General features: G+C 59.3%; 13 protein-coding genes and 3 pseudogenes. 11 read left to right on the plus strand and 5 right to left on the minus strand.

Features of this window, described 5'->3' with window-relative positions:
• The first annotated feature begins 1 nt into the window (after position 1).
• The 5 genes and pseudogenes from ACMTA2_RS17680 to ACMTA2_RS17700 all read left to right on the plus strand — a co-directional run bounded on the left by ACMTA2_RS17680 (position 2) and on the right by ACMTA2_RS17700 (position 4,089).
• On the plus strand, positions 2-706 hold the full coding sequence (locus ACMTA2_RS17680; protein WP_413791027.1) for a GntR family transcriptional regulator: 705 nt from the start codon (positions 2-4) through the stop codon (positions 704-706).
• A gap of 170 nt (positions 707-876) precedes the next feature.
• Positions 877-1,728: pseudogene (locus tag ACMTA2_RS17685) on the plus strand (LysR substrate-binding domain-containing protein).
• 71 nt (positions 1,729-1,799) lie between these two features.
• A pseudogene (aguA, locus tag ACMTA2_RS17690) lies at positions 1,800-2,850 on the plus strand (agmatine deiminase); the annotation flags it as partial.
• 129 nt (positions 2,851-2,979) lie between these two features.
• Positions 2,980-3,224 (plus strand): annotated as a pseudogene (locus ACMTA2_RS17695) (integrase core domain-containing protein); the annotation flags it as partial.
• Positions 3,225-3,339: 115 nt separating this feature from the next.
• The gene (locus tag ACMTA2_RS17700; RefSeq protein ID WP_413791028.1) at positions 3,340-4,089 is read left to right on the plus strand and encodes an SDR family NAD(P)-dependent oxidoreductase; all 750 of its coding nucleotides are present in this window, start codon (positions 3,340-3,342) and stop codon (positions 4,087-4,089) included.
• Positions 4,090-5,444: 1,355 nt separating this feature from the next.
• On the opposite strand, the gene ACMTA2_RS17710 is transcribed toward ACMTA2_RS17700, so the two are convergent.
• Together ACMTA2_RS17710 and ACMTA2_RS17715 are read right to left on the minus strand one after the other, a co-directional pair.
• Positions 5,445-6,713 carry a tyrosine-type recombinase/integrase gene (locus ACMTA2_RS17710; RefSeq protein WP_413791029.1) on the minus strand — a complete coding sequence of 423 codons (1,269 nt, stop codon included), beginning with the start codon at positions 6,711-6,713 and terminating at the stop codon, positions 5,445-5,447.
• A gap of 153 nt (positions 6,714-6,866) precedes the next feature.
• Complete coding sequence (locus ACMTA2_RS17715) at positions 6,867-7,781, minus strand: LysR family transcriptional regulator (protein ID WP_072405519.1); 915 nt, start codon at positions 7,779-7,781, stop codon at positions 6,867-6,869.
• Positions 7,782-8,039: 258 nt separating this feature from the next.
• Here ACMTA2_RS17715 and ACMTA2_RS17720 point away from each other — a divergent pair, with 258 nt between their 5' ends.
• From ACMTA2_RS17720 to pgm, 4 genes are all read left to right on the plus strand, one after another.
• Positions 8,040-9,065, plus strand: coding sequence for a zinc-dependent alcohol dehydrogenase family protein (locus ACMTA2_RS17720; RefSeq protein ID WP_413791030.1), 1,026 nt, complete (start codon positions 8,040-8,042; stop codon positions 9,063-9,065).
• A 671-nt stretch (positions 9,066-9,736) separates the two neighbouring features.
• Positions 9,737-11,227 (plus strand): hypothetical protein, encoded by a 1,491-nt coding sequence (locus ACMTA2_RS17725; protein WP_413791031.1) that lies wholly within the window; start codon positions 9,737-9,739, stop codon positions 11,225-11,227.
• 96 nt (positions 11,228-11,323) lie between these two features.
• The gene (locus ACMTA2_RS17730; RefSeq protein ID WP_413791032.1) at positions 11,324-12,721 is read left to right on the plus strand and encodes an aminotransferase-like domain-containing protein; all 1,398 of its coding nucleotides are present in this window, start codon (positions 11,324-11,326) and stop codon (positions 12,719-12,721) included.
• 90 nt (positions 12,722-12,811) lie between these two features.
• A complete protein-coding gene (pgm, locus tag ACMTA2_RS17735; protein WP_413791033.1) occupies positions 12,812-14,458 on the plus strand; it encodes a phosphoglucomutase (alpha-D-glucose-1,6-bisphosphate-dependent) in 1,647 nt (548 codons plus the stop codon).
• Between the two features lie 54 nt (positions 14,459-14,512).
• Here the strand turns inward: pgm and ACMTA2_RS17740 are convergent, their stop codons facing one another.
• The gene (locus ACMTA2_RS17740; RefSeq protein ID WP_413791034.1) at positions 14,513-15,208 is read right to left on the minus strand and encodes a pirin family protein; all 696 of its coding nucleotides are present in this window, start codon (positions 15,206-15,208) and stop codon (positions 14,513-14,515) included.
• A 235-nt stretch (positions 15,209-15,443) separates the two neighbouring features.
• Here ACMTA2_RS17740 and ACMTA2_RS17745 point away from each other — a divergent pair, with 235 nt between their 5' ends.
• Positions 15,444-17,912: a UvrD-helicase domain-containing protein gene (locus ACMTA2_RS17745; protein ID WP_413791035.1), complete on the plus strand. Its 2,469-nt coding sequence runs from the start codon at positions 15,444-15,446 to the stop codon at positions 17,910-17,912.
• A 129-nt stretch (positions 17,913-18,041) separates the two neighbouring features.
• Here the strand turns inward: ACMTA2_RS17745 and ACMTA2_RS17750 are convergent, their stop codons facing one another.
• Positions 18,042-18,320: a DUF1652 domain-containing protein gene (locus ACMTA2_RS17750; RefSeq protein WP_003201764.1), complete on the minus strand. Its 279-nt coding sequence runs from the start codon at positions 18,318-18,320 to the stop codon at positions 18,042-18,044.
• 193 nt (positions 18,321-18,513) lie between these two features.
• On the minus strand, positions 18,514-19,977 hold the full coding sequence (locus ACMTA2_RS17755; RefSeq protein WP_413791036.1) for an MFS transporter: 1,464 nt from the start codon (positions 19,975-19,977) through the stop codon (positions 18,514-18,516).
• A gap of 132 nt (positions 19,978-20,109) precedes the next feature.
• Here ACMTA2_RS17755 and ACMTA2_RS17760 point away from each other — a divergent pair, with 132 nt between their 5' ends.
• Positions 20,110-21,006: a LysR family transcriptional regulator gene (locus ACMTA2_RS17760; RefSeq protein WP_413791037.1), complete on the plus strand. Its 897-nt coding sequence runs from the start codon at positions 20,110-20,112 to the stop codon at positions 21,004-21,006.
• Positions 21,007-21,039 lie beyond the last annotated feature (33 nt).

The following is a 21,039-nucleotide window of genomic DNA, read 5'->3' on the forward strand; positions in this document are numbered from 1 at the left end:
AATGAGCAACGAACCCCCCGAGACCAGCACCAAGCGCCATGGTGGCCGATATATCTACGAGGAACTGCGCAAGCAGATCCTCACGCTCAAGCTCAAGCCAGGGTCGCCACTGGACGAAGTGTCGCTTGCCGCGCAGTTCGGTCTTTCGCGTTCGCCGGTTAGAGACGCATTGGCACGCCTCATCAGCGAGGGGCTGGTGACGATCCTGCCCAACCGGACCACATTGGTCACGCCGTTTGAGATCGAGGATTTCCCCAACTACGTCTCTGCGCTTGACCTGATTCAGAGAGCCGTGACTCGCCTGGCGGCGACACAGCACGATGAGGAAGACCTCAAACGCATACGTGCGGCAGACGCGGCCTACCTCGAGGCTGTGACGTCGGGAGATTTCCAGGCCATGTCCGAAACAAACAAGGCGTTCCATATCGCGATTGCCGAGGCGGGCAAGAACCCCTACTTCGTCAACTATTACGAGAAGCTCCTGGGCGAAGGCCAACGGCTGCTGCACCTGCATTTCGATTACATAATCAGCGCCGCCAGTACAAGCACGCGTTTGGGGCGTGACCACGATGAAATCATTGAAGCAATTGCGAAGCGCAAACCTGATGACGCCGAACGAGCAGCTCACGAACACACGATGCTCTTCCAGCGCCGTTTCCTGGCCTACATGCAACAAAATTTGACCGAAGGAATTTCGATAAATTAGAGACTGTCCTTGGGAGTTAAATTAATCCCATTAGCAGCTGCTCCTGGGCTATATAATGGATATCAAATTGAGGACTGAGCCTGCTCGCGATAAACGATAACGCGGTTGCACTGGACGCCCACCCTTCCCCAAGTCGGCATGTCCCTATAAAAAGCGGGGTTCAAAAATCCATGCAACGACTTCCCTCACTGACCGCCTTGTGCACTTTCGAATGCGCCGCCCGTCACGCGCATTTTGGCCGAGCCGCCGCTGAACTCTGCGTCACCGACAGAGCCGCCAGCCAATAGATCCGCCAGCTCGAAGAACAACTCAGCGTGTCGCTGTTCATCCGCGAAGGCCGGCAGATTCGCCTGACCATCGCCGCCCGGCGCCTGATGCAAAGCCTGCAACAGGCCTTCGAATTAATCGGCGACGTCTGCGATGAATTGCGCGATCCATCCTCGCTGGCGGTGCTGCGCTTAACCGTGACCGCCAAACTCGCGCAAAAATGGCTGATGAGCCGCCTCACCGATTTCTACGCGCGCTACCCGCATCACCTTGCACCTCTACGAACAACCGATTGACCTTACGGCACCGGTCCGGTCGCCAGCAGCGCCTATTTCGTCCGGCCCTTGCCGGCGCTGCAATTCTTCCCGGTGTGTAGTCCCGGCCTGTTCAACCAGGGCACATTGAAAACCCCGAAGGATCTGGCTCGCCACTGCTCGCTCCACGACGACCAGGACGGCAAGACCTGGACCGCCTGACTGACCAGTCTCGCTGGCGATCAACGCCCGCAGCGTCAGTTGTATTTCGCCCCATGCAGGTCTGGCGTTGGAAGCGGCGGCGCAAGGCCAGGGCGTGGCGACGGGCGACAACCCACCGCGCAGGAGGACTTGCAGAGCGGCCGCTTGGTGCGGCCTTTCACCTGTAGCATGATCGCGCTCGGCCAAAACGCGCTGGTGTGCGAGCGAGTGCGAATGGAGCGCCCTGCCGTCGCTCAGATGCGGCGGATCGATGAGTTGAATTCAGCTGTTTCGCAATAATCATCGTTGGCAAGCAGGCGACCTGGGACCGTACCTTATGGTCATTCCCATCGCGAAGACGAGGTTTGACCATGGCACGTTTGCTCGACTCCACTCCTAAACACGACGGTTTCCGTCTGCCCGGCAAATTCGAAACCAAGTCCGGCTGCTGGCTCGGCTGGCCGGAGCGCACCGACGTCTGGCGCAACGGCGCCAAGCCGGCGCAGAAAGTATGGGTGCAGATCGTCACCGCCATCTCCCACAGCGAACCGGTCATTGTCTGCGCCTCGGCCGCGCAATTCTCCACCGCCCGCCAGCAGTTGCCACACCAAGTGCGCGTCGTGGAAATGACCTTCAACGACACTTGGTTCCGTGACAGCGGCCCGTGCTTTGTGGTCAATGACCAGAATGGAGAAGTACGCGGCGTCGATTTCGAATTCAACGCCTATGGCGGTTTCGACGGCGGCCTCTACTACCTGTGGGATAAAGACTAACAGATCGCCAGCAAGATCCTCGAAATCGAACGTTTCGACCGCTACCGCCCCCCCATTGATTGCCGAACTTGGCGGCATCCAGAGCGACGGTCAGGGCAGCATCCTCACCACCGAACAATGCCTGCTCAACCGCAATCGCAACCAACATCTGGGCAAGGACGAAGTCACCCGCAGGCTTACCGATTACCTCGGTGCCGAACAAATCATCTGGCTGCCACGCGGCTGTAAGTTCGACGAAACCGATGGCCACGTTGACGACCTCGCCTGTTTCGTCCGTCCCGGCGAAGTGGTGCTGCAATGGACCGACAACCGAGACGATCCGCAGTGGGAAATCTATCAAGGGGCTTACGACATTCTGGGCAGCGCTCGCGACAGCCGTGGCCGTGAACTGATCGTGCACAAACTGCCGCAACCCGACGAGCTTGAGTGGACCGAAGAAGAAGCCGAAGGCCTCGACCAGCAGGACAGCACCCACACCCGCCAAGCCGGCACGAATATCTGCGCGTCGTACATCAACTATTACGCCGGCAACAGCTCGATCGTCGTGCCGCTGTTCGGTGATCGCAACGGCAAAGTCGCGATGGCGACCCTGGCCGAACTGTTCCCGCAGCACCAGATCGTCGGCAAAAAAAACGGGAAATCCGCACTCGGCCCCGCGAGGTGTAATCCCCAACTCGTACATTTTGCTTAATAGCGCCACGGATTTCATCGGCGCTCCGTTATCCGAGTACAGCACGACCGTGGGACGCCGGCAGAGCTTGACCTGCACTTGATTCTGGTCAGCAACGACAATTCTTACTCGGAATCACTGTTTAGAACGCTGAAGTACTGCCCGCAATGGCCGCAGGATGGTTTTTCCAGTTTGGACGCTGCGTGGACTTGGGTGAGGGATTTTATGCGCCGGCATAATACCGAACACCGGCACAGCAGGATCCGCTTCGTCACACCGTCAGAGCGCCATTCTGGGCAGAATCATCAGATCCTGTTGTGCGGCACCAGCTGTATGAGCAGGCACACCAGAGAACCTTGGCGTGCTTTGCAAGTCGATTGGCGCCTTGCGCATACGAGGAAAAAGTCTATATCTCGTACAGTTCTCTCAGCGGCATATTGTGTGTTGCAAGCCACCTTGGAGATTCTCATGACAAATCAAGTAGCCCTGGTCACTGGCGGTGCATCTGGCATCGGTAAAGCCGTGGCATTGAAACTCGCTGCTAGTGGTGTAACCGTGGTGATTAGCGGCCGCCGCGCAGACGTCGGAACTGCAGCAATGGCTGAAATCTCCGCTGTCGCCACGGGCGAAGCCCAAGTGCGCTTTATTCAGAACGACGTGTCTGACGAGGTGGCTGTAAAAGCGATGATCGAACAGATCGTTCAAGACTTCGGTCGGCTCGACATGGCAGTCAATAACGCCGGTATTTTCACTGAATATGCCCCGGTCAACGGATCTGACACCAAGCAGTTCCGTGACATGATCGAGGTTAACGTGCTTGGTCTGTATCACTGCATGAAGTGCGAAATCACCCAGATGCTCAGCCAAGGCAAAGGCTCGATTGTAAACCTAGCTTCGATTGCCGGCTTGAACGGTATCCCATGGGGTGCAACCTACGCCGCGACCAAGCATGCAGTGGTTGGTCTGACCAAGTCGTCAGCGCTTGATCATGCCGCGCAGGGCTTGCGTATCAATGGCGTGGCGCCTGGTGCCATCAGGACTGATATCATTGCTGAGCAGATCAACAGCAACGAGGCAGAGCTTGAAGCCATGCACCCAATGCAGCGTCTGGGCAACCCGGACGAAATCGCCAACGCGATCTTCTGGCTTCTTTCCGATCAGGCCAGCTTCGTGACCGGACATATCTTGAATGTCGACGGCGGTTTTCAGGCCAAATGAGTAAAACGCCGAGCGCAGTACCTGCAAGGATCAAGATTCCTGCCGCGTTATGGGAGGGAGTGAATCGTCTGGGCATGTCTCCTGCCGAGCTTATTGCCCGGAGTCGGCTTCCGTTCCGTCTGCTGCGGGACGACTCTCCAGTATCGACTGCATAGTTTTTCGATCTTTGGCGATGCATGGTCGAGATCAAGGGTGATCCGACTGTGTGTTTATCCTTGCCTTGTGCGCTCAACGGCTCTGTTATGCCACCGTCTTTTCTGGCGGCTTATCACGCTCGGAATTTTCGTGATGGGTTATTGCGTGTCGCGCGTTTCAAGCGGTTGTGTACACCTGAAGAGCTCCTGATAACGGAGCTCGATGATCGTTGTGAATTGACGCTGCAGGGTGGGTACAAAAGTCGACGGGACGGAGAACGATGCGCTCGCCTGGCGCTCCGTAACTTCGTAAAACTGCTTGCTCTGCAAAACGAAGTGCAACCGCTAATTATAAACGCGCCGGCCAGCGAGATACAGCGGCTGGATTTTTGATTGAGGTACATCCATCTCTCCCAGACTCCATTGGACGCCCTGATCATTCCGGAGCACGGGACTGCCAAATAGTGGGCTGATGATAGTGTATTTGATGATCTATCAACCAGTATTCACGGCATGGGCCTCGACAAGGGTACTCTCCGTTCCAGATCACATTTTCAGCGTTTGCTTTATTGCACTGCCTAGCCAGGCGTCATTTCGGTCTGTTTAAGCCTTGTTTAAAGAGTAGCGATGGGCCTGCTTTTGGCCGGTTAGCGACGGCCTGACTTCGACCGTCGCTATGCATGGTCAGACCTCAGTTTGTTCCGCCATCTCCAGGACGTCATCGACCTCAACCCCCAGATATCGAACAGTGCTCTCCAGCTTTTGTATGGCCGAGTAGCAGATGAACCGCCTGCAGGTTCCTCGTTCTGCGATAGATGAGCTTGGAAACACCGTAGCGGGTCATTGGGCGTGGAGCCATGCCGTCGATATGGCTGTGAGATCATTTTGGTCGATCGTTGCGCGGCGGAGCACCTACAAATAAGTAGCTTGCAGCGGCTTACCGAACAAGCGGCCCTTTTCGGCGCCCAAGTCATTGAAGCCCAGCGAAGCTATTTACAGCAATCAATATTGAGTACACAATTCAGTCCATCAATGAAACGCGATATTATGAAAAGCTTATAATTTCAAAGAGTTAGGGAGTGAGTTATGATCCCGTCCGCCGCGCCATATTCAGTAACCTGGATGCTGAAAGCCAGGTCATAATAAAGAGCCTGCTTATTGAGTGGGCTTTTTCGTTTTTGAGGTTCCACTGTCACCATATCCTGGAATTTCGTTGCATCGTCAATCTGTCGTCAATCGAGCCGCGTTTTGCCGCAAATGGTCTAGGTAGTTTGCCCATTGTTGAGCGGCCTCTCGGCGTTGTGTTAGCAGTTGTGCACGCGCATACACAGCTCCCAATGCACCTGGCATTCGGTGAGATAACGACAGTTCTAGTACGATTGGATCGATACCTAGGTGCTCATGGGCAATGGTGCGGTAGGTGGCGCGAAAGCCGTGGGCAGTGATGTCGTACTCCGGCCAAATACGCTGAAAGGACTTGAGCATGGAGGTCGGATTGATTGGTCTACCCGGATAGACAGGGGAGACAAACACCCAGCCCTTGTCCTCTGCATCCACCACGCGGGTTTTATGTAGCTCGCGCAACAGCACCAGAGCTTGCTCGGGTAACGGCACGATGTGCTTGCTCTTGTCCAAGTGCTTGGTCTTGCTGACCACGTAACGCCAATCGGCGCCCACCAAGTCGATGTCTTCCCAGCGCATCTGGACCAGTTCGCCCGGGCGGACCGGCAACATGACCAGAAGGCGCATTGCGGTGGCAACGCTGCCGTTGCTGCAGTCATCCAGTCGCAGCAGAAACCTGCCCAGGTCCGCTGGCCTTTCGATCGCTGGGTTGCTGGTCACGACATGGCGGATCTTCAACTCCTCAATGTTGCTGAGCGCCACGTTGCGTTCCACCCAGCCGCGCCCCTCGGCAAAGCCCAGGACGGAACGGATGATGGTGCGCACGCGCCGGGCCATGGCCATTGTGCGCTGGCGGCGCAGATCGGTAATGATCGTGGTGATGTGCTCCAGCTTGATCTCGTTGACGGTTTTTTTGCCAATGGCAGGCAAGATGTGGTTGTTCAGCGCTCCGCTAAACCCTGAGATGGATTTAGTCACCAGTTCGGCAGACTTGAATGCCAACCATTGTTTGGCTACATACTCGAAGGTGCGCACCTCGCTGAGGAGTTGCGCCTCGATTTTGGCGGTCTTGGCCTTGAGCGGAGCGGTGTGGTTAGCCACGTCGCGGCGTGCGCCGCGGGCAATGTCGCGCGCTTCTTTCAGGCCGATTTCGGGGTATGCGCCGATTGAGAAGCGGTTTTCTTTGCCATGTAGCCGATACTTCAAGCGCCAGAACTTGGAAGGGGATTTGCCGACCTTGCTCGACGCCCTTACCTCCAAGTAGAGGCCAGGGACTTCGCCATCGGCGTGTTTACCGGGTTCGGTCAGCGAGCGGATCAAGGCATCGCTGAGTTTTCGTTTGAAAACAACCGCATTATCTGGGGGCATCGGTGGGGGCATCCTTTTTAAGGAACCGAAATTTGCCCCCAATTATGCCCCCATGAGTCGTGGAATCCATTGGATTTAGACAGGCGGCAGTGGATTGAAATTAACAATAAGCGCTTGTTATAAAACAGTTTTATGGAATTTACTGGAATTCCATTACAAGCTATCGGGGTCCCCGAAGAACATCTGAATCCTCGAACGCAACCAGCGCTCCCCAGGATCGTTGTCCTGGGACCCGCGCCAAGCCATGTGCAGTTCGAAGCTGCGCACCGGTATGGGCGGGTCTTCGGCGCGTACGCCGCCGGCGGCGGTCAGTGCGTCGGCGGTGTAGTCGGGCACGGTGGCGATGATGTCGGTGCCCGACAGCAGCGTGCTCAGCCCATTGAATTGCGGCACGGCCAGCACCACGTGGCGCTTGCGGTCGAGTTTCGCCAGCTCTTCATCGATGAAGCCGCTCAAATCACCTGCGAAAGACACCAAGGCATGGGGGCGAGCACAGAATTCGTCCAGGGTCAGTCGTCCCGGCGCGGTATCGGCTCGCAACACTTTAGGCATGCTGCGCCGCAAGACCTTGCGCTTGGCGTTGGCCGGCAGGTCGTCGGTGTAGCTGACGCCGATGGAGATTTCACCGGACGCCAGCAAGCCCGGCATCAGAATGTAGTTGACCCGGCGCACCACCAGCACGATACCCGGTGCTTCGGCCCGCAAGCGCTTGAGCAGCATCGGCAGCAGGGCGAATTCGGCGTCGTCCGACAGGCCGATGCGAAACACCGAGGTGCTGGTGGCCGGGTCGAATTCCGCGGCGCGGCTGACTGCCGTGGAAATCGAATCCAGGGCCGGAGAGAGCAGGGCGAAGATCTCCACCGCCCGGGCCGAAGGCTCCATGCTGCGGCCGGTGCGCACGAACAGCGGGTCATCGAACAGGCTGCGCAGGCGCGACAGCGCGGCGCTGATGGCCGGTTGGCCAAGGAACAGCTTCTCGGCCGCGCGAGTCACGCTGCGCTCATGCATCAACGTTTCGAACACGATCAACAGGTTCAGATCGACACGCCGCAGGTCATTACGATTCATCTGGGGTCCTGGCAGATTCGGCAAGCTTGACGTGAGCGGCCATATGGGAACAATGGCCGGCATGAATCTTACGGGGAAAGGCTGGTACTCTGCATCGGGTAAATGCATTTTCTTAGGGATAAGTCTTACAGGAATGATTCGGTTTTCTTGCTGCGGAATCAATGACAGGCATGTCGACTATTAATAGCCACTGATGGTCTTGGCTACAAAGCCCGGATAGAGTTCATGGCATTAGAGGTTACTTTGACGAGGTTTGCGATGTCCCGCACGATCCGTTTTCACAAGTTTGGTGGTGCCGAGGTGCTCAAATGCGAAGAGCATGCGGCGGCTCTTCCTGCGCCAGGAGAAGTGCAGGTCCGTGTCGAAGCGATCGGCATCAGTTGGTACGACACCTTGTGGCGCCAGAACCTGGCGTCGTCCCAGGCGCGCCTGCCTTCTGGCCTGGGTCATGAAATGGCCGGCGTGGTCACGGCCGTCGGCGACGGCATCGATGACCTGATCGTGGGTGACAAGGTCGCCAGCTTTCCGGCCGAAAGCCCGAACGATTACCCGGTGTACGGTGAAGTCATCGTGCTGCCACGCACCGCCCTGACCCGTTATCCCGACGTGCTCAGCCCGATTGAAGCGGCCGTGCACTATACGCCGCTGCTGATCGCGTATTTCGCCTACATGGACCTGGCGCGGGTCAAGCCGGGGCAATTCGCCCTGGTCACCGATGCCAGTCATTGCGCCGGCCCGTCCTTTGTCCAGCTGGGCAAGGCCCTGGGCGTCCGGGTGATTGCGGCCACCAAGACGGCTGACGAGCGCGAATACCTGCTGTCGCTGGGTGCCGAGAAAGTCATCGTCACCGAAGAGCAGGACTTGCTGATGCAAATCAACAAGCTCACCGACAACCGTGGCGTCGACGTGGTATTCGACGGCCTTGGCGGGCCGCAGATGTCCCTGTTGGGCGATGTGCTGGCGCCCCGTGGCAGCCTGGTGTTGTATGGCTTGCAGGGCGGTAACCAGACGCCGTTCCCGGCCTGCGCGGCATTCCAGAAAAACATTCAGTTCTTCGTACACTGCATTGGCAATTTTACCGGCAAGCCGGAACTGGGCATCCTCCAGGACCAAGTGGCGTTGCAGCGTGCATTGCGCGATATCAACCAACTGACCGCCGATCGCGTACTGTTGCCACTCAAGACCCGGGTCTTCCCGTTCTCCGAGTTTGTCGAGGCTCACCGGTACATGGGCGAATGCCCTTGTCGTGAGCGCGTTGCCCTTCAGGTCGTCGATCCCGCCTGATACCTGTCTTGCGCAAGAGTCATCGTCCGGGCTCTTGCGCTGCCTCCGTTGATCTCCATCCTTGCCCACGACACAAGCTGCCTGGCGGCGTGTGTACGTGCCTCGCAATCCCCCTCAAGTAACCTGTCCCGCCTCGCTCGAGGCAGATTCGGTTGGCCGGTGAACATCTGAACTGGTTTTTGCCCTCAATCTGTATCTTCTAATCATTATTTAAGTCCTGATAATTGAACGCTGATTTCCATATCAAGGAAGAAGTCGTGGTGCGGTATAACTTTTTCGAAGGCGTTCATCCTTCAAGGCACATTCAAGGTGCAACGAGCGTTAATTGGTACGGGGCTATCTATCGATCCTGGAGAAAACAGGATGGGGTAACGCGTCCACTAAAGTTCGGCAAGTTCCTTATTTCTCGTACTCATTATCTGTGGGACGTTGTCGGAATTCTCCTAGGACGTGTCATTGGTCCGGTTAGGCCCCGTATTTCAAGGCCCCCGGCGCGGGTGGCCAAGCGCGCGGGGTGACTTCCTGCGTATGTATCAAATAATTACGACAAGCGATGCTTGAACGTATTGCTAATACTCTTTGAGTACTAGATCGATCCATTCAGACCAAAACGTCGCGCGGTCACGTTGGTGCGGGTGCGGCGCCGATAGTTGAATTTCAGGTATATGGCTATGAGTGCAATTCATGAGCAGGCAATGACTCACGTGTATCAACAGATACTGCAGCGATTGTTGGGTTTTTATTCCCGGGCCGAACGGACCGCGTTGCAGCTTTTGATCCAGCGATTGGTTGTCGCCGCTGGAGGCATCGACCGGATTGGCGATTATCGTGTGCTGACGGTTCAGAACGGGAGCCGGGAAAGCTTTTACGTATTGACGGCCTTGCGGGCCGCCCAGCTCAGTATCGCGGGCCGGCATCCGACGACCTTCGCCTTGCGGGTCGCCACGCCACGCCTGAGCGAAACCACCCAGGCGACGCTGGAGAACATCCATCGCTGCTACAGCGCACTGTTTGTCTATGACGATTCACGGGTCGAGTTGCTGATGGCGGATAACCGCGAGGTGTTGCCGTTCAATCACCGGCAGCCCTTGTCGGTGGCGGGGCATGAAGCCAATCGCATGGACCTGCTGGCTCTGGGGCACCTGCGCTCGATCGACGGCCCCCTGGAAATCGGGAGCGACGGTTACCTGGCGATGGCCGAGTTCTACCGGCACATGGCCCGTTGGGAGGCCGGCGTGGATTCGATGGTCAGCAGCGATACGCCGCGCCAGCAAAAACAGTTCATCTCAGGTCTGCGCCGCGCGGCCCGCAAGATCGGCCTGCCGACCGATAACATCGGCTGTTTCGACAGCCTCTTTGCGCACCTCGATGCCTTGAACAACGATCTCTACGAGCATTTCTATGGTCCCGAGCGCCTTGGCGCGTGGAAGCCCGAGGGGCATTTCGAGGCCTGTCGGCGGATGAGCCACATCCGCATAGACGACCTGATCGTCGACCGCCTGGAGGGCACCAACTGGCCGCTTTTCAACGAATTCCTGCGGGTTCGGACCGATGGACTCATGCCCTCGGCGCCTGAAAACGAATACCTCAGTCCGTTGCTGTCGGCCCATCTGCATGGCCTGCAGGCCTGCTACGTGCAAGGGCGCAGCTACGAAACGGGATACGGCGACTACGTGCAGCGGGCGATCATGATCATGCATCGCAAGCAATTGCCGGAACACGCCTGCGAGCAGGCTCGGTCGCTGTTCGGCTCACCGGCATCGATTCCCGAGCGCCGCGCCTACGCGGCCCTCGAAGCGCAAAAGATCCTGGGGCTCAGCGAAACGCAACTGGTGTGCATGCTGTTTGCCCCGTTCGTGGGGCAGGGCGCGGGCCTGGAACACTTCCTGCGTTGTTGCCATCCAGGCATGCTGGTGGCGATGCCGGACCTGCACAAGGCCATGCAGGGCGCGACCGTCGCCGATCAGGTCGCGCAATGGATGGTCGACGTCAGTGGCTTGCCCATCGATATCCTGGGCAAGCTGTACCGGGCGAGCATCACTGCACCGGAACAATCGGAAGCGGTTGCGGGAACGGATCTGCAGCAGGCCCTTGACGACGTAGATGCAGCAGAAGCCGGACAGGTCGACGATGAGCCGCACGAACGCTCGGCCAGGCACTGAGGAACGAGGTTTGATGGACTCGTCTATCTCGTCCCTGGTCATGATGCCCGATGTTGCGACCCGACCGACTGCAACCCGCTTTCCTGGCGTGATCCCATGAAAGGTTGCCGGGAAACAGATTTCGCCTACCAGGCGGTTTATCGCTACCTGACCACGCTGATCAACGAACTGGAGGTGGATGCGCGGGTGCGCCTGCCTTCACTGCGGCAACTGGCCGAACGTTTGAATGTGTCGATCTCTACCATCCAGTACGCTTATTCGTTGCTGGAGAAGGAAGGGCGGGTCTATTCGATCGCCAAGTCCGGTTATTACGCGCTGCCAGCCCCCAGCATGACCCCCCTGGACGGCGGTGGCGATTTGCTCGAAACCTTGTATGTCAATGCCCGTCGGCCAGGCATGCGGGTGCTCAGCGCGGATGAGCCGGCGTCGCTGCAGCCATTGGACAGCCCGATGTTGTTGCTCGAGCGGGAGCTGCTGCGCCAGTACCCACGCTCCTCGCAGACGCCCTCGCAGCCCTGGGGCGAGCTGGAACTGCGCACCGCCCTGGCTGCCCGCTATACGTCTTCGCCGGCCCGTTGCTGGAACGCCGATGACGTCTACATCGGCGCCGACCTGCGGGGTGTCCTGGAGATTCTGATTGCGGTGCTGGCACTCAGGGGGGCAACGGTACTGATCGAGTCACCCTGCGACTGGGCCGTATTGCGCCTGCTGCAGGCCGCCGACATCCACCTCATCGAGCTGCCATTGCTGGCCGGCGGGGAAATCGATACCGAACAGTTGGAAGAACTGCTGGAGAGCGAAACGGTAGGCCTGGTGGTGCTGTCGTCAGTCCTGAACATGCCAACGGGTTCGCTGATTCCTGAAGAGAACCGTCGCGCCATCGCCCATCTGCTGGAGCGGCACGGCACCTGGGTGCTGGAGAACGACAGCCATACCGACCTGGCGTTCGAGGCCGGGGCGACGCCTTTTCGCGACCTGCTCGACCCGGACCGGTTGATCGTCTATTCCTCCTTCGAGAAGACCATCGGTCCAGAGGCACCGTATGGCTACGTGTTGTCGCGCCAGTTGACCTTGCACCTGCAGCGGCATTTCCTGCTGAGGGCGTTTCGCCTGTCGCCGATCCGCCAGAAAGCCATCGCCCGGCTGTACAGCAATGGTCGGATTGACCAGCATTTGCTGGTGTTGCGGCGTCTGCTGCGCGAGAGCGCGGTTTCAACCGCACAACGGTTGCGCGAGCGGCTGGGGGACAGCCTGCAATGGGCAGAACCCCAAGGTGGCGCGACGTTCTGGTTGCGCTCGACGCGACGGGTTGATCTGCGGCGGGTTTTCCATCGGTTGCTGACCCAGCGAATCGTCATTGCGCCGGGAGAACTGTTCAGCCTGCATGGCCTGTATGGGCAGCATATGCGCCTGACCCATGCGCTCAACGGGCCACAGGACCTGGACGCTGCACTCTGCGCGCTGGCTGATGCCTTGAGGCTGGAACAATCGTAATCGGCGCGATGGATCGAACCCATCGCGCCATGGTCGAACTGTCAGTAAACTGCACCCCATTTCCCGAGCCACTCCACTCAGAGGTTTTGCATGACAGTCAGTCCATTTGCGGGCAAGCCGGCACCGGCAGAGTTGTTGATCGATATCCCGCGACTGGTGACGGCCTACTACACCGGCCGCCCCGATGCCTCGGTTGCGACCCAGCGCGTGGCTTTCGGCACCTCCGGTCACCGTGGCAGCTCTTTTGACCTGGGCTTCAACGAGTGGCACGTGTTGGCTATCAGCCAGGCGATCTGCCTGTACCGCGAAGCCCAGGGCATCAACGGACCGCTGTTCGTCGGTATCGATACCCACGCGCTGTCGACCCCCGCAGGCGCCAGCGCACTGGAAGTCTTCGCGGCCAACGGTGTGACCGTCATGATCGCCGAGGGGGATGAATACACCCCGACACCGGCGGTTTCCCACGCCATTCTCTGCTACAACCGTGGTCGCACCTCGGGCCTGGCGGACGGTATCGTCATCACGCCGTCCCATAACCCGCCGCAAAGCGGCGGCTACAAGTACAACCCCACCAATGGTGGCCCGGCCGATACCCATATCACCAAGTGGATCGAAGCCAAGGCCAACGAGCTGTTGGCCAACCAGCTCGCTGGCGTCAAGCGTGTCAGCTACGAGCAGGCCCTGAAGGCCGATACCACCCACCGTCATGACTACGTCAACACCTACGTGGCAGACCTGATCAATGTCATCGATTTCGATGCCATCCGCGCCGCCGGGTTGCGCCTGGGTGTCGACCCGTTGGGGGGCGCGGGCGTGCGCTACTGGCCGGCCATTGCCGAGCATTACCGCCTGGACCTGGACGTGGTGAACACCCACGTGGACTCCACCTTCCGTTTCATGACGGTCGACTGGGACGGGCAGATCCGCATGGACCCCTCTTCCAGCCATGCCATGCAAGGGTTGATTGGCCTGAAGGAGCGCTTCGACGTGGCCTTCGCCTGCGACCCGGACCATGACCGCCATGGCATCGTGACGCCGTCCGGCGGCCTGTTGGCACCCAACAATTACCTGGCGGTGTCCATCGACTACTTGTTCCAGAATCGCCCTCAATGGCGGGCCGATGCCGGTGTGGGCAAGACGGTGGTCAGCAGCGGCCTGATCGATCGCGTCGCCAAGCGCCTGGGGCGCCGTCTCTATGAAGTGCCGGTGGGCTTCAAGTGGTTTGCCGACGGTCTGTTCGATGGTTCCCTGGGCTTTGGGGGAGAAGAAAGTGCCGGTGCTTCGTTCCTGCGCAAGGACGGCGGCGTCTGGAGTACCGACAAGGACGGCCTGATCCCGGCGCTGTTGGCAGCGGAAATGACCGCGCGCACCGGTCGCGACCCGAGCCAGGCCTACCGCGCGTTGACTGACGAGCTGGGCGAGCCGTTCTCGGTACGCGTCGATGCCAAGGCCAATCCGCAGCAGAAGGCGCTGTTGAGCAAGCTATCGCCGGATCAGGTGGCCTCTACCGAACTGGCCGGGGAGAAGATCCAGAATATCCTCAGTCATGCGCCGGGCAATGACCAGGCCATCGGCGGCCTGAAGGTCATGACCGAAAACGGCTGGTTTGCGGCACGCCCGTCCGGGACCGAGGATATCTACAAGATCTACGCCGAAAGCTTCCTTGGCGACGCGCACCTCAAGCAATTGGTGGCTGAGGCGCAAACGTTGGTGGATGGCGCCATTTCCGGTCAGTGATGTGGCCTTGTGGTGAGGGAGCTTGCGCCCTCACCACAAGCAGCAGCGCAGGATTCAGGCCAGGTCGACGAGCACGATTTCACTGTCTTCAATGGCGGTCACCTGCAATACCCGTTCATCTTCAATCGCAACACCGTCTCGAGCTTGTGCACGCAAGCCATTGATTTCTATTAATCCTGTTGCCGGCACCAGATAAGCTCGCCGTCCGACGTCCAGCCGATATTCCGCACTTTCACCCGCCTTGAGGTTGGCCGCCACCAACCGTGCGTCGGCACGGATGCGCAGGCTTTGGTCATCGCCGGCCTTGCCGCTGGCCAGGGTCACGAAACCTTCGCGGGAGTCCTTGGGAAACGGTTTGGCGCCCCATGACGGTGCCAGGCCTTCTTCATTAGGGATGATCCATATCTGGAAGATGCGGGTGGCCGTCGATTCCAGGTTGTACTCGCTGTGAGCGATGCCAGTGCCCGCACTCATGACCTGTACATCACCTGCCTCCGTGCGGCCCTTGTTGCCCAGGTTGTCCTGATGGCTGATCGCACCTTCGCGCACATAGGTGATGATTTCCATGTCTCGGTGCGGGTGCTGAGGAAAGCCGCTGCCTGGGGCGATGACATCATCGTTACAGACGCGCAGGTTGCCCCAATGCATGCGTTGCGGGTCGTAATACTCGGCGAACGAAAAATGGTGGTGGGCATCCAGCCAACCGTGGTTGGCGGCGCCCAAGGTGGCGAAGGGCCTGAGTTCGAGCATGTTCGTGTCCTTTCCGCTGGGAGCGAAAGCGATGGTTGATAGCGCTATTCTCGCGAAGGAAATCATCGACAAAAAGCGTAAAAAACGCGTCAAACCTATCGCCTAATTAGATGTGAAATCGTGAGCCAACTTTCACTTCATCGCCTAAACCCATGACTTAAAAGCTTTTGAGTGGAACCTGACGGCAAATACAGACACCATAGCCGCCATGATTCATGAACACCGGAGTCCCAGCGTGTCGCAACACACTCCCGATCTTCCTCCCGAGCTTTTACCCCTGGCCCAGATGCCGTTGCTCAAACGCCTGGCCGCCCGGTTCTTCGGCCATGGTCTGACGCGCCTGCGCGCCCAGCATCGAGCGTCCTGGTTGCACGGCCAGGCCGACGGCTTTCGCAGCGGTCATACCGCCGGTTTCGACTATGGCTACAAGGAAGGTCGGGCCGAAGGGCTCGAGGAGGGCCGCCAGGTCCTGTTGATTCGTGACTCCCGCAGCACCGAGCATCCGGCACCCCAGGTGGACGATTTACTGTTTGATGACTGGCGCCTGCCGCTGACTGCCGAATTGAAGAAACGCATCAAAGCGGACGTCGCCCGATTGCTGCCGGCGCATGCGCAACCGAGTGCCGCGCAGTGGAAGATGATTTTCAGCGACACACCGTCGACCTCGGTGGTCGCCGGTGCGGGTGCGGGCAAGTCCACGACCCTGGTGCTGCGCATCGTGCTGCTGTCCCATTACCTGGGCTTCGAACTGGACTCAATGACCGTGGTGACGTTTACCCGGGAGTCGCGCAAGGACTTCATCCAGAAGCTGATCGAAGTGTTTGCCCTGTGGGGGCGAACCGTCAGCCTCAAGGACGCTCGCGACCTGGTGCGGACCTTCCATTCGCGCATCTTGCCCATGGTTCGCAGTTTGCCCGGGTTAGAGCGGCTCCAGGCCTTCGAGACCCTGAGCCATCGCGCTGAAGCGGACGACAACGCCCAAGGCAATCCCTTCGACTTGCGTATCAACGATGTCCAGCGCCAGCAACTCAACGCCTGCTATTACGCGCTTTACCAACGTGACGCGCGTTTCCGTGAGCTGATCCAACCGCTGTCCCGCCACGCCCTGCAACTCAAGGAACTGGAACGCGATCACCCGGATGTGCAAAAACGGGTGGCCGTGACCGAGCTGGCGGCCCAGCGCGATGAAGAGTTGTGCGATGCCGTCGAAGACCTGTGGTTTCGCGCCGGTGCCTGGCCAATCAAGGGAATCGAGCCAAAGCGGCAGGCCTTTGAAATCAACGGTTCGACATTCCACTGTCACGGTTACGCGCCTTCGTTGGATGCCTGGGTGATGCTGGGTTTCGATCCGGGGGAAGACGCCCGGCTCAGTCGTCCCGGGGCCAAGTTGAGTATCCGTGCGGAGTGGGCGGTAAAGCGCACTCTGTTTCAAGCTTTCTGTCGTAAGCCGCTGATATGGTTAGAGAGTTATGAGGGCTCAAAGCGTGTGGTTGCATCGATGGCTGGCGACGCCAGCGCCGGGCCGGGGTTCGACTATAAGGTCAAGGGCGAACTGGGTTCGGCGCCATTGCTGGACTGTTTTGTCGCGGCGGCAGGCTTTATCGAGAATCTTGGCCTGGACGTCCCGGATGCCGTGGGGCGGATGTCCTTTGCCCAGGATGACCCCGATCGGTATTTTTTCGAGGCGTTGAGTCGCTACTGGCGGGCATTCGAAGATCATCTGCTCGATCAAACGCCGCCGATCATGACCTACAACCGCATGTTCGCGCTGTTCAGCGAGCACTCGCCGGAAAACTTCAAACTGTTGGGTGATGCCTTGCTCAGGCCGCTTTCGCACCTGATGATCGACGAGTTCCAGGATGTGTCACCGCAGATCGTCTCCTGGCTTCGCGCCAGTCTTCGAGAGGTCCGCAGCCGTGGTCCTGCGTTGCATGTGGGGCGCGGCGCCCAGCGTTCTTCCTTATTGTGTGTCGGGGACGATTGGCAATCGATCTATGGCTGGCGGGGCAGTTCGCCGAGCTACTTCATGGCGTTCAACAAGCAATTCCCTTCACCCGCGACAACCCGGGTCATGCTCACCGACAACTACCGGAGCCACCAGCACATCATCGACGCGGCCGAGCACATCGTGCGCGCCGCTGCGTCTATCCCCGGCAAGAAAGCCAAGGCCGGCGGCATGCCTCGATCACTGAGTCCGGTCAATGTATTGGATCGAGATGACGAAGGGATGGCCTTGCGATTGGAAGAGCACTATCGCAAGGGGGATTCCATCTTGATGTTGTATCGAAAAAGTAGCGATAAGTTATTGATAGAAAGGCATATTAAGCCAACAGTTAATGTTGATTCTAGCTTGCCGTACGATGCCCGGCGGCTCAGGCAAATGACGTACCACAGCGCCAAGGGGCTCCAGGCGGATGCGGTGTTCCTGTTGGGCGACTGCCAGCACCTGAGCAGTTCGCCCTACAAGAACCAAGTCTATCGAATGGCCGGGCTAGGCCAGGAGGGAGACGCCGAACCCTACGACACAGCGCAAAAAGACGAAGTCCTGCGCCTGGCGTATGTGGGCATCACGCGCGCCGTACAACACTGTTACTGGTACGTCGATGGGCAGGATGGCCAGGCGGCCAATGCGCCTAAGGCTTCGGATCGTATTGCCGCGGACAAGCCCTTTTTCGCCGACCATCGTCGTGTCCGCAAAGGATGAAGCAAACACCTTCGTCCTGAGTCGCCAGGCACCGAGGGGTGGGGCAAAAACGTTCCAGAGGCCCATGAAAAAAAGGCGCCTTCCCTGGAGAGGAAGGCGCCGCTTTCAAGTGATCAATTCTGTTCCCGATCAGGAAGCAAACCGTCGCAACCCTACCGGTGGCACAAACGCTTCCAGTTCGGCTTCCACTGCCTCGATTATTCGCTCCACATCCGGCGCGTTCATCACCGTTGCGCAGGGGATCCCCGCGATGGCGATCATCGTTTCGCCGCTGGCACGATCAAACAACCGGGCAACCATACTGCCTGGTGCATCCATGCTCGCTTCGAATCCCATGGGATGGAAGTGCCAGCGCATCAACTGGCAAGCGTTGGGGAACGTAACCTTGCTGAAAGATCCTTTATTCATGTGTTGCCCACCTTCTTCAATCGAGCGCTTCCTTTTGCTCATGTCAGGAAGGAAGAGCCATCATGGCTCTACCAGTGAGAACTAAAAATAGCACCTGAAAATGAAGCCCATGTGGATTTTTTCAGTCTGTTTTGCGATGGGTTCACTTTTTTTGATTTGGATCACGACTTAAGCGGCCATGCTCAGAATGCCATCACGCTTGGCTGGGCGTGTCACGGGATTGGCTCAACCGCTCTGGCACGCGGTATTTCAGCGCGATGACCAAGGCAAGGACCGCTGCCGCCAGGGCGACGGTGAACGTCGCGTGCAGACCGTTCGTCACGGCTTCGGAGCTGGCGTGGGTGATGTCATTCGTCGCCGCTGCGCTCGCAAATACCGCGCCGAGCACGCAAGCTCCGGTGAAAAACCCCAGGTTGCGCGACAGGTTGAGCAGCCCGGCAACCACGCCCCGCCTTTGGGCGACCACATCAGCCATGACAGCCGTGTTGTTGGCAGTCTGGAAAAACGCGTAGCCCAGGGTTGTCACGACGATGGCAGCGAGGTAACCGACGACGCCAAGGGATGGTGGAACGAGTGACAGCATCAGGCAGCCGAGGGCCATGGTCGCCAGGCCGGCTAGCCGCATGGGCTGCACGCCGAACCGATCCGTCAGGCGTCCGGCAGGCACTCCCGCCAGCGCCGCGACGCACGGCCCTGCCGCGAGGGCCAGCCCGACAAGGATCGCGGGGAGTCCAAGGGCGATGGACAGGTAAAAAGGGCCGACCAGCAGCGTCGCCATCATGATCGTCGCGACCAGGGCGCTCGTCGCCAGGCCCGAGACCAATGACGTGTCGCGAAACACCGTCAAGGGGATCAACGGCGAGACGGCCCGGGACTGGGCCCGAATGAACAGTCCACCGCCTATCAGCGCGGCCACGAGCAACGCAATATTCAATCCGCCAAAACCCCCGCGCCCGGAGGTCATGGCCATGGCATAGGCGCCGAGCGTCAACGCCAACAGAATCGTGCCGGTGATATCGAAACGGACCCTTTCGGCCTTCGGCGGCACTTGCCGCACCGGTAACGCGTACCACGCCAGCCCTAGCGTCAGCAGACCGAGGGGAATGTTGACCAAAAACAAAGCCTGCCAGCCGAACCCGCTGATCAACAGGCCGCCGAACGACGGCCCAAGAGCCGTGCCCACCGCAGACAGGGTGGCCAGCAGCCCCATGGCACCGCCGGTTTTTTCCTGGGCGACCGTTTCGCCAACCAAGGCCAGGGTCAACGTCATCATGATGGCGGCCCCCAGGCCTTGCAGCGCTCTACCTGCGATCAGCAACCAAAGCGAAGGCGCCAGGCCGCAAAGCAGCGAGGCCAAGGTAAACAAGGCGATGCCAGCCAGGAGCAGCTTGCGCCGGCCCATCAGGTCGCCCAAGCGACCGACGCTGACAATCAGCGTGGTCATGGCGAGCAGATAGGCCAGCACCACCCATTGGACCTGTTGGAATGAAGCGCCGAGGACTTGGGCCAGCGTCGGCAGCGCCACGGCGGCCACACTGGCGCCCAGGGAGGCCAGCAGCGTCGAGAGCGCAAGGCTGGCCAAGGCCCAGCGAGGTGAAAAGGGCTGGTTAAGGGGTGCGGTTGTCGGCCGGCTTGGTTGTGTGTTGATGGGTTTCATCGTGTCACCTGTGTGCGTGGCGCTCGAAACGGCGCTGTCAGAACCTTACAACTGGGCATAACATGGCGGAAGGCGCAGCATTTGCAGGTTATAGCTGCACCAGACGCCCTCTATTCAATTCGGGATTGCGCCATGTCTTTGCCTGACCTCAATCTACTCGTCACCCTTGATGTGCTGCTCTCGGAAGGCAGCGTGGCCCGGGCCGCCCGGCGGCTGCGGCTCAGCCCGTCGGCCATGAGCCGGGCCCTGGCGAGGTTGCGGGAAACCACCGGTGATCCATTGTTGGTACGAGCCGGGAGAGGGCTGGTGCCGACCCCCCGTGCGCTGGCGTTGCGTGAACAGGTCAGCCAATTGGTACAGCAGGCCCAGGCGGTGTTGCGCCCGGTGGCGATCCCGGATCTTGGGCGTTTGAGCCGTACGTTCACACTGCGCACCCGGGAAGGGTTCGTGGAGAACTTCGCCATCGACCTGATCGCCCGCATTCACGAGCAAGCGCCCGGCGTGCGGCTGTGTTTCGTGGAAAAGACCGACCGGGACAGCACGGCGCTTCGCGAAGGCACCGTGGACTTGGAAACGGCCGTGGTGGACAAGGACACCAGCCCGGAGCTGAGAACCCAGGCGTTGCTCAGCGACCGCTTGATTGGCGTGGTGCGTACAGGGCATCCGCTGAGCCAGGCGGCCGTGAGTGCCGCCGGTTATGCGGCGTGCGCACACGTTGGCGTCTCGATGCGCGGCCTGGATCATGGGCTCATCGACCAGGCCCTGGCGGCACTGGGCCTGTCACGGGAGATCGTCACCACTGTGCCAGGCTTTTCCTCGGCGCTGGGGCTGGCCCGGTCCAGTGACTTGATCGCCAGCGTACCTGAGCGCTACACCACCAGCCTGAGGAACGGCCTGCACAGCTTTGCACTGCCGTTCCCGGTGCCTGGGTTCACGATCGCCATGCTCTGGCATCCACGGATGGACGCCGACCCCGTGCATCGTTGGCTTCGAAGTTGTTTGCGGGAAGTGTGCGCAAGTAAACCCTAGTGGCTTGGTAAATATTCATTAATAGCATTTCGC

The organism is Pseudomonas medicaginis (assembly GCF_965119365.1).
Lineage (GTDB): Bacteria > Pseudomonadota > Gammaproteobacteria > Pseudomonadales > Pseudomonadaceae > Aquipseudomonas.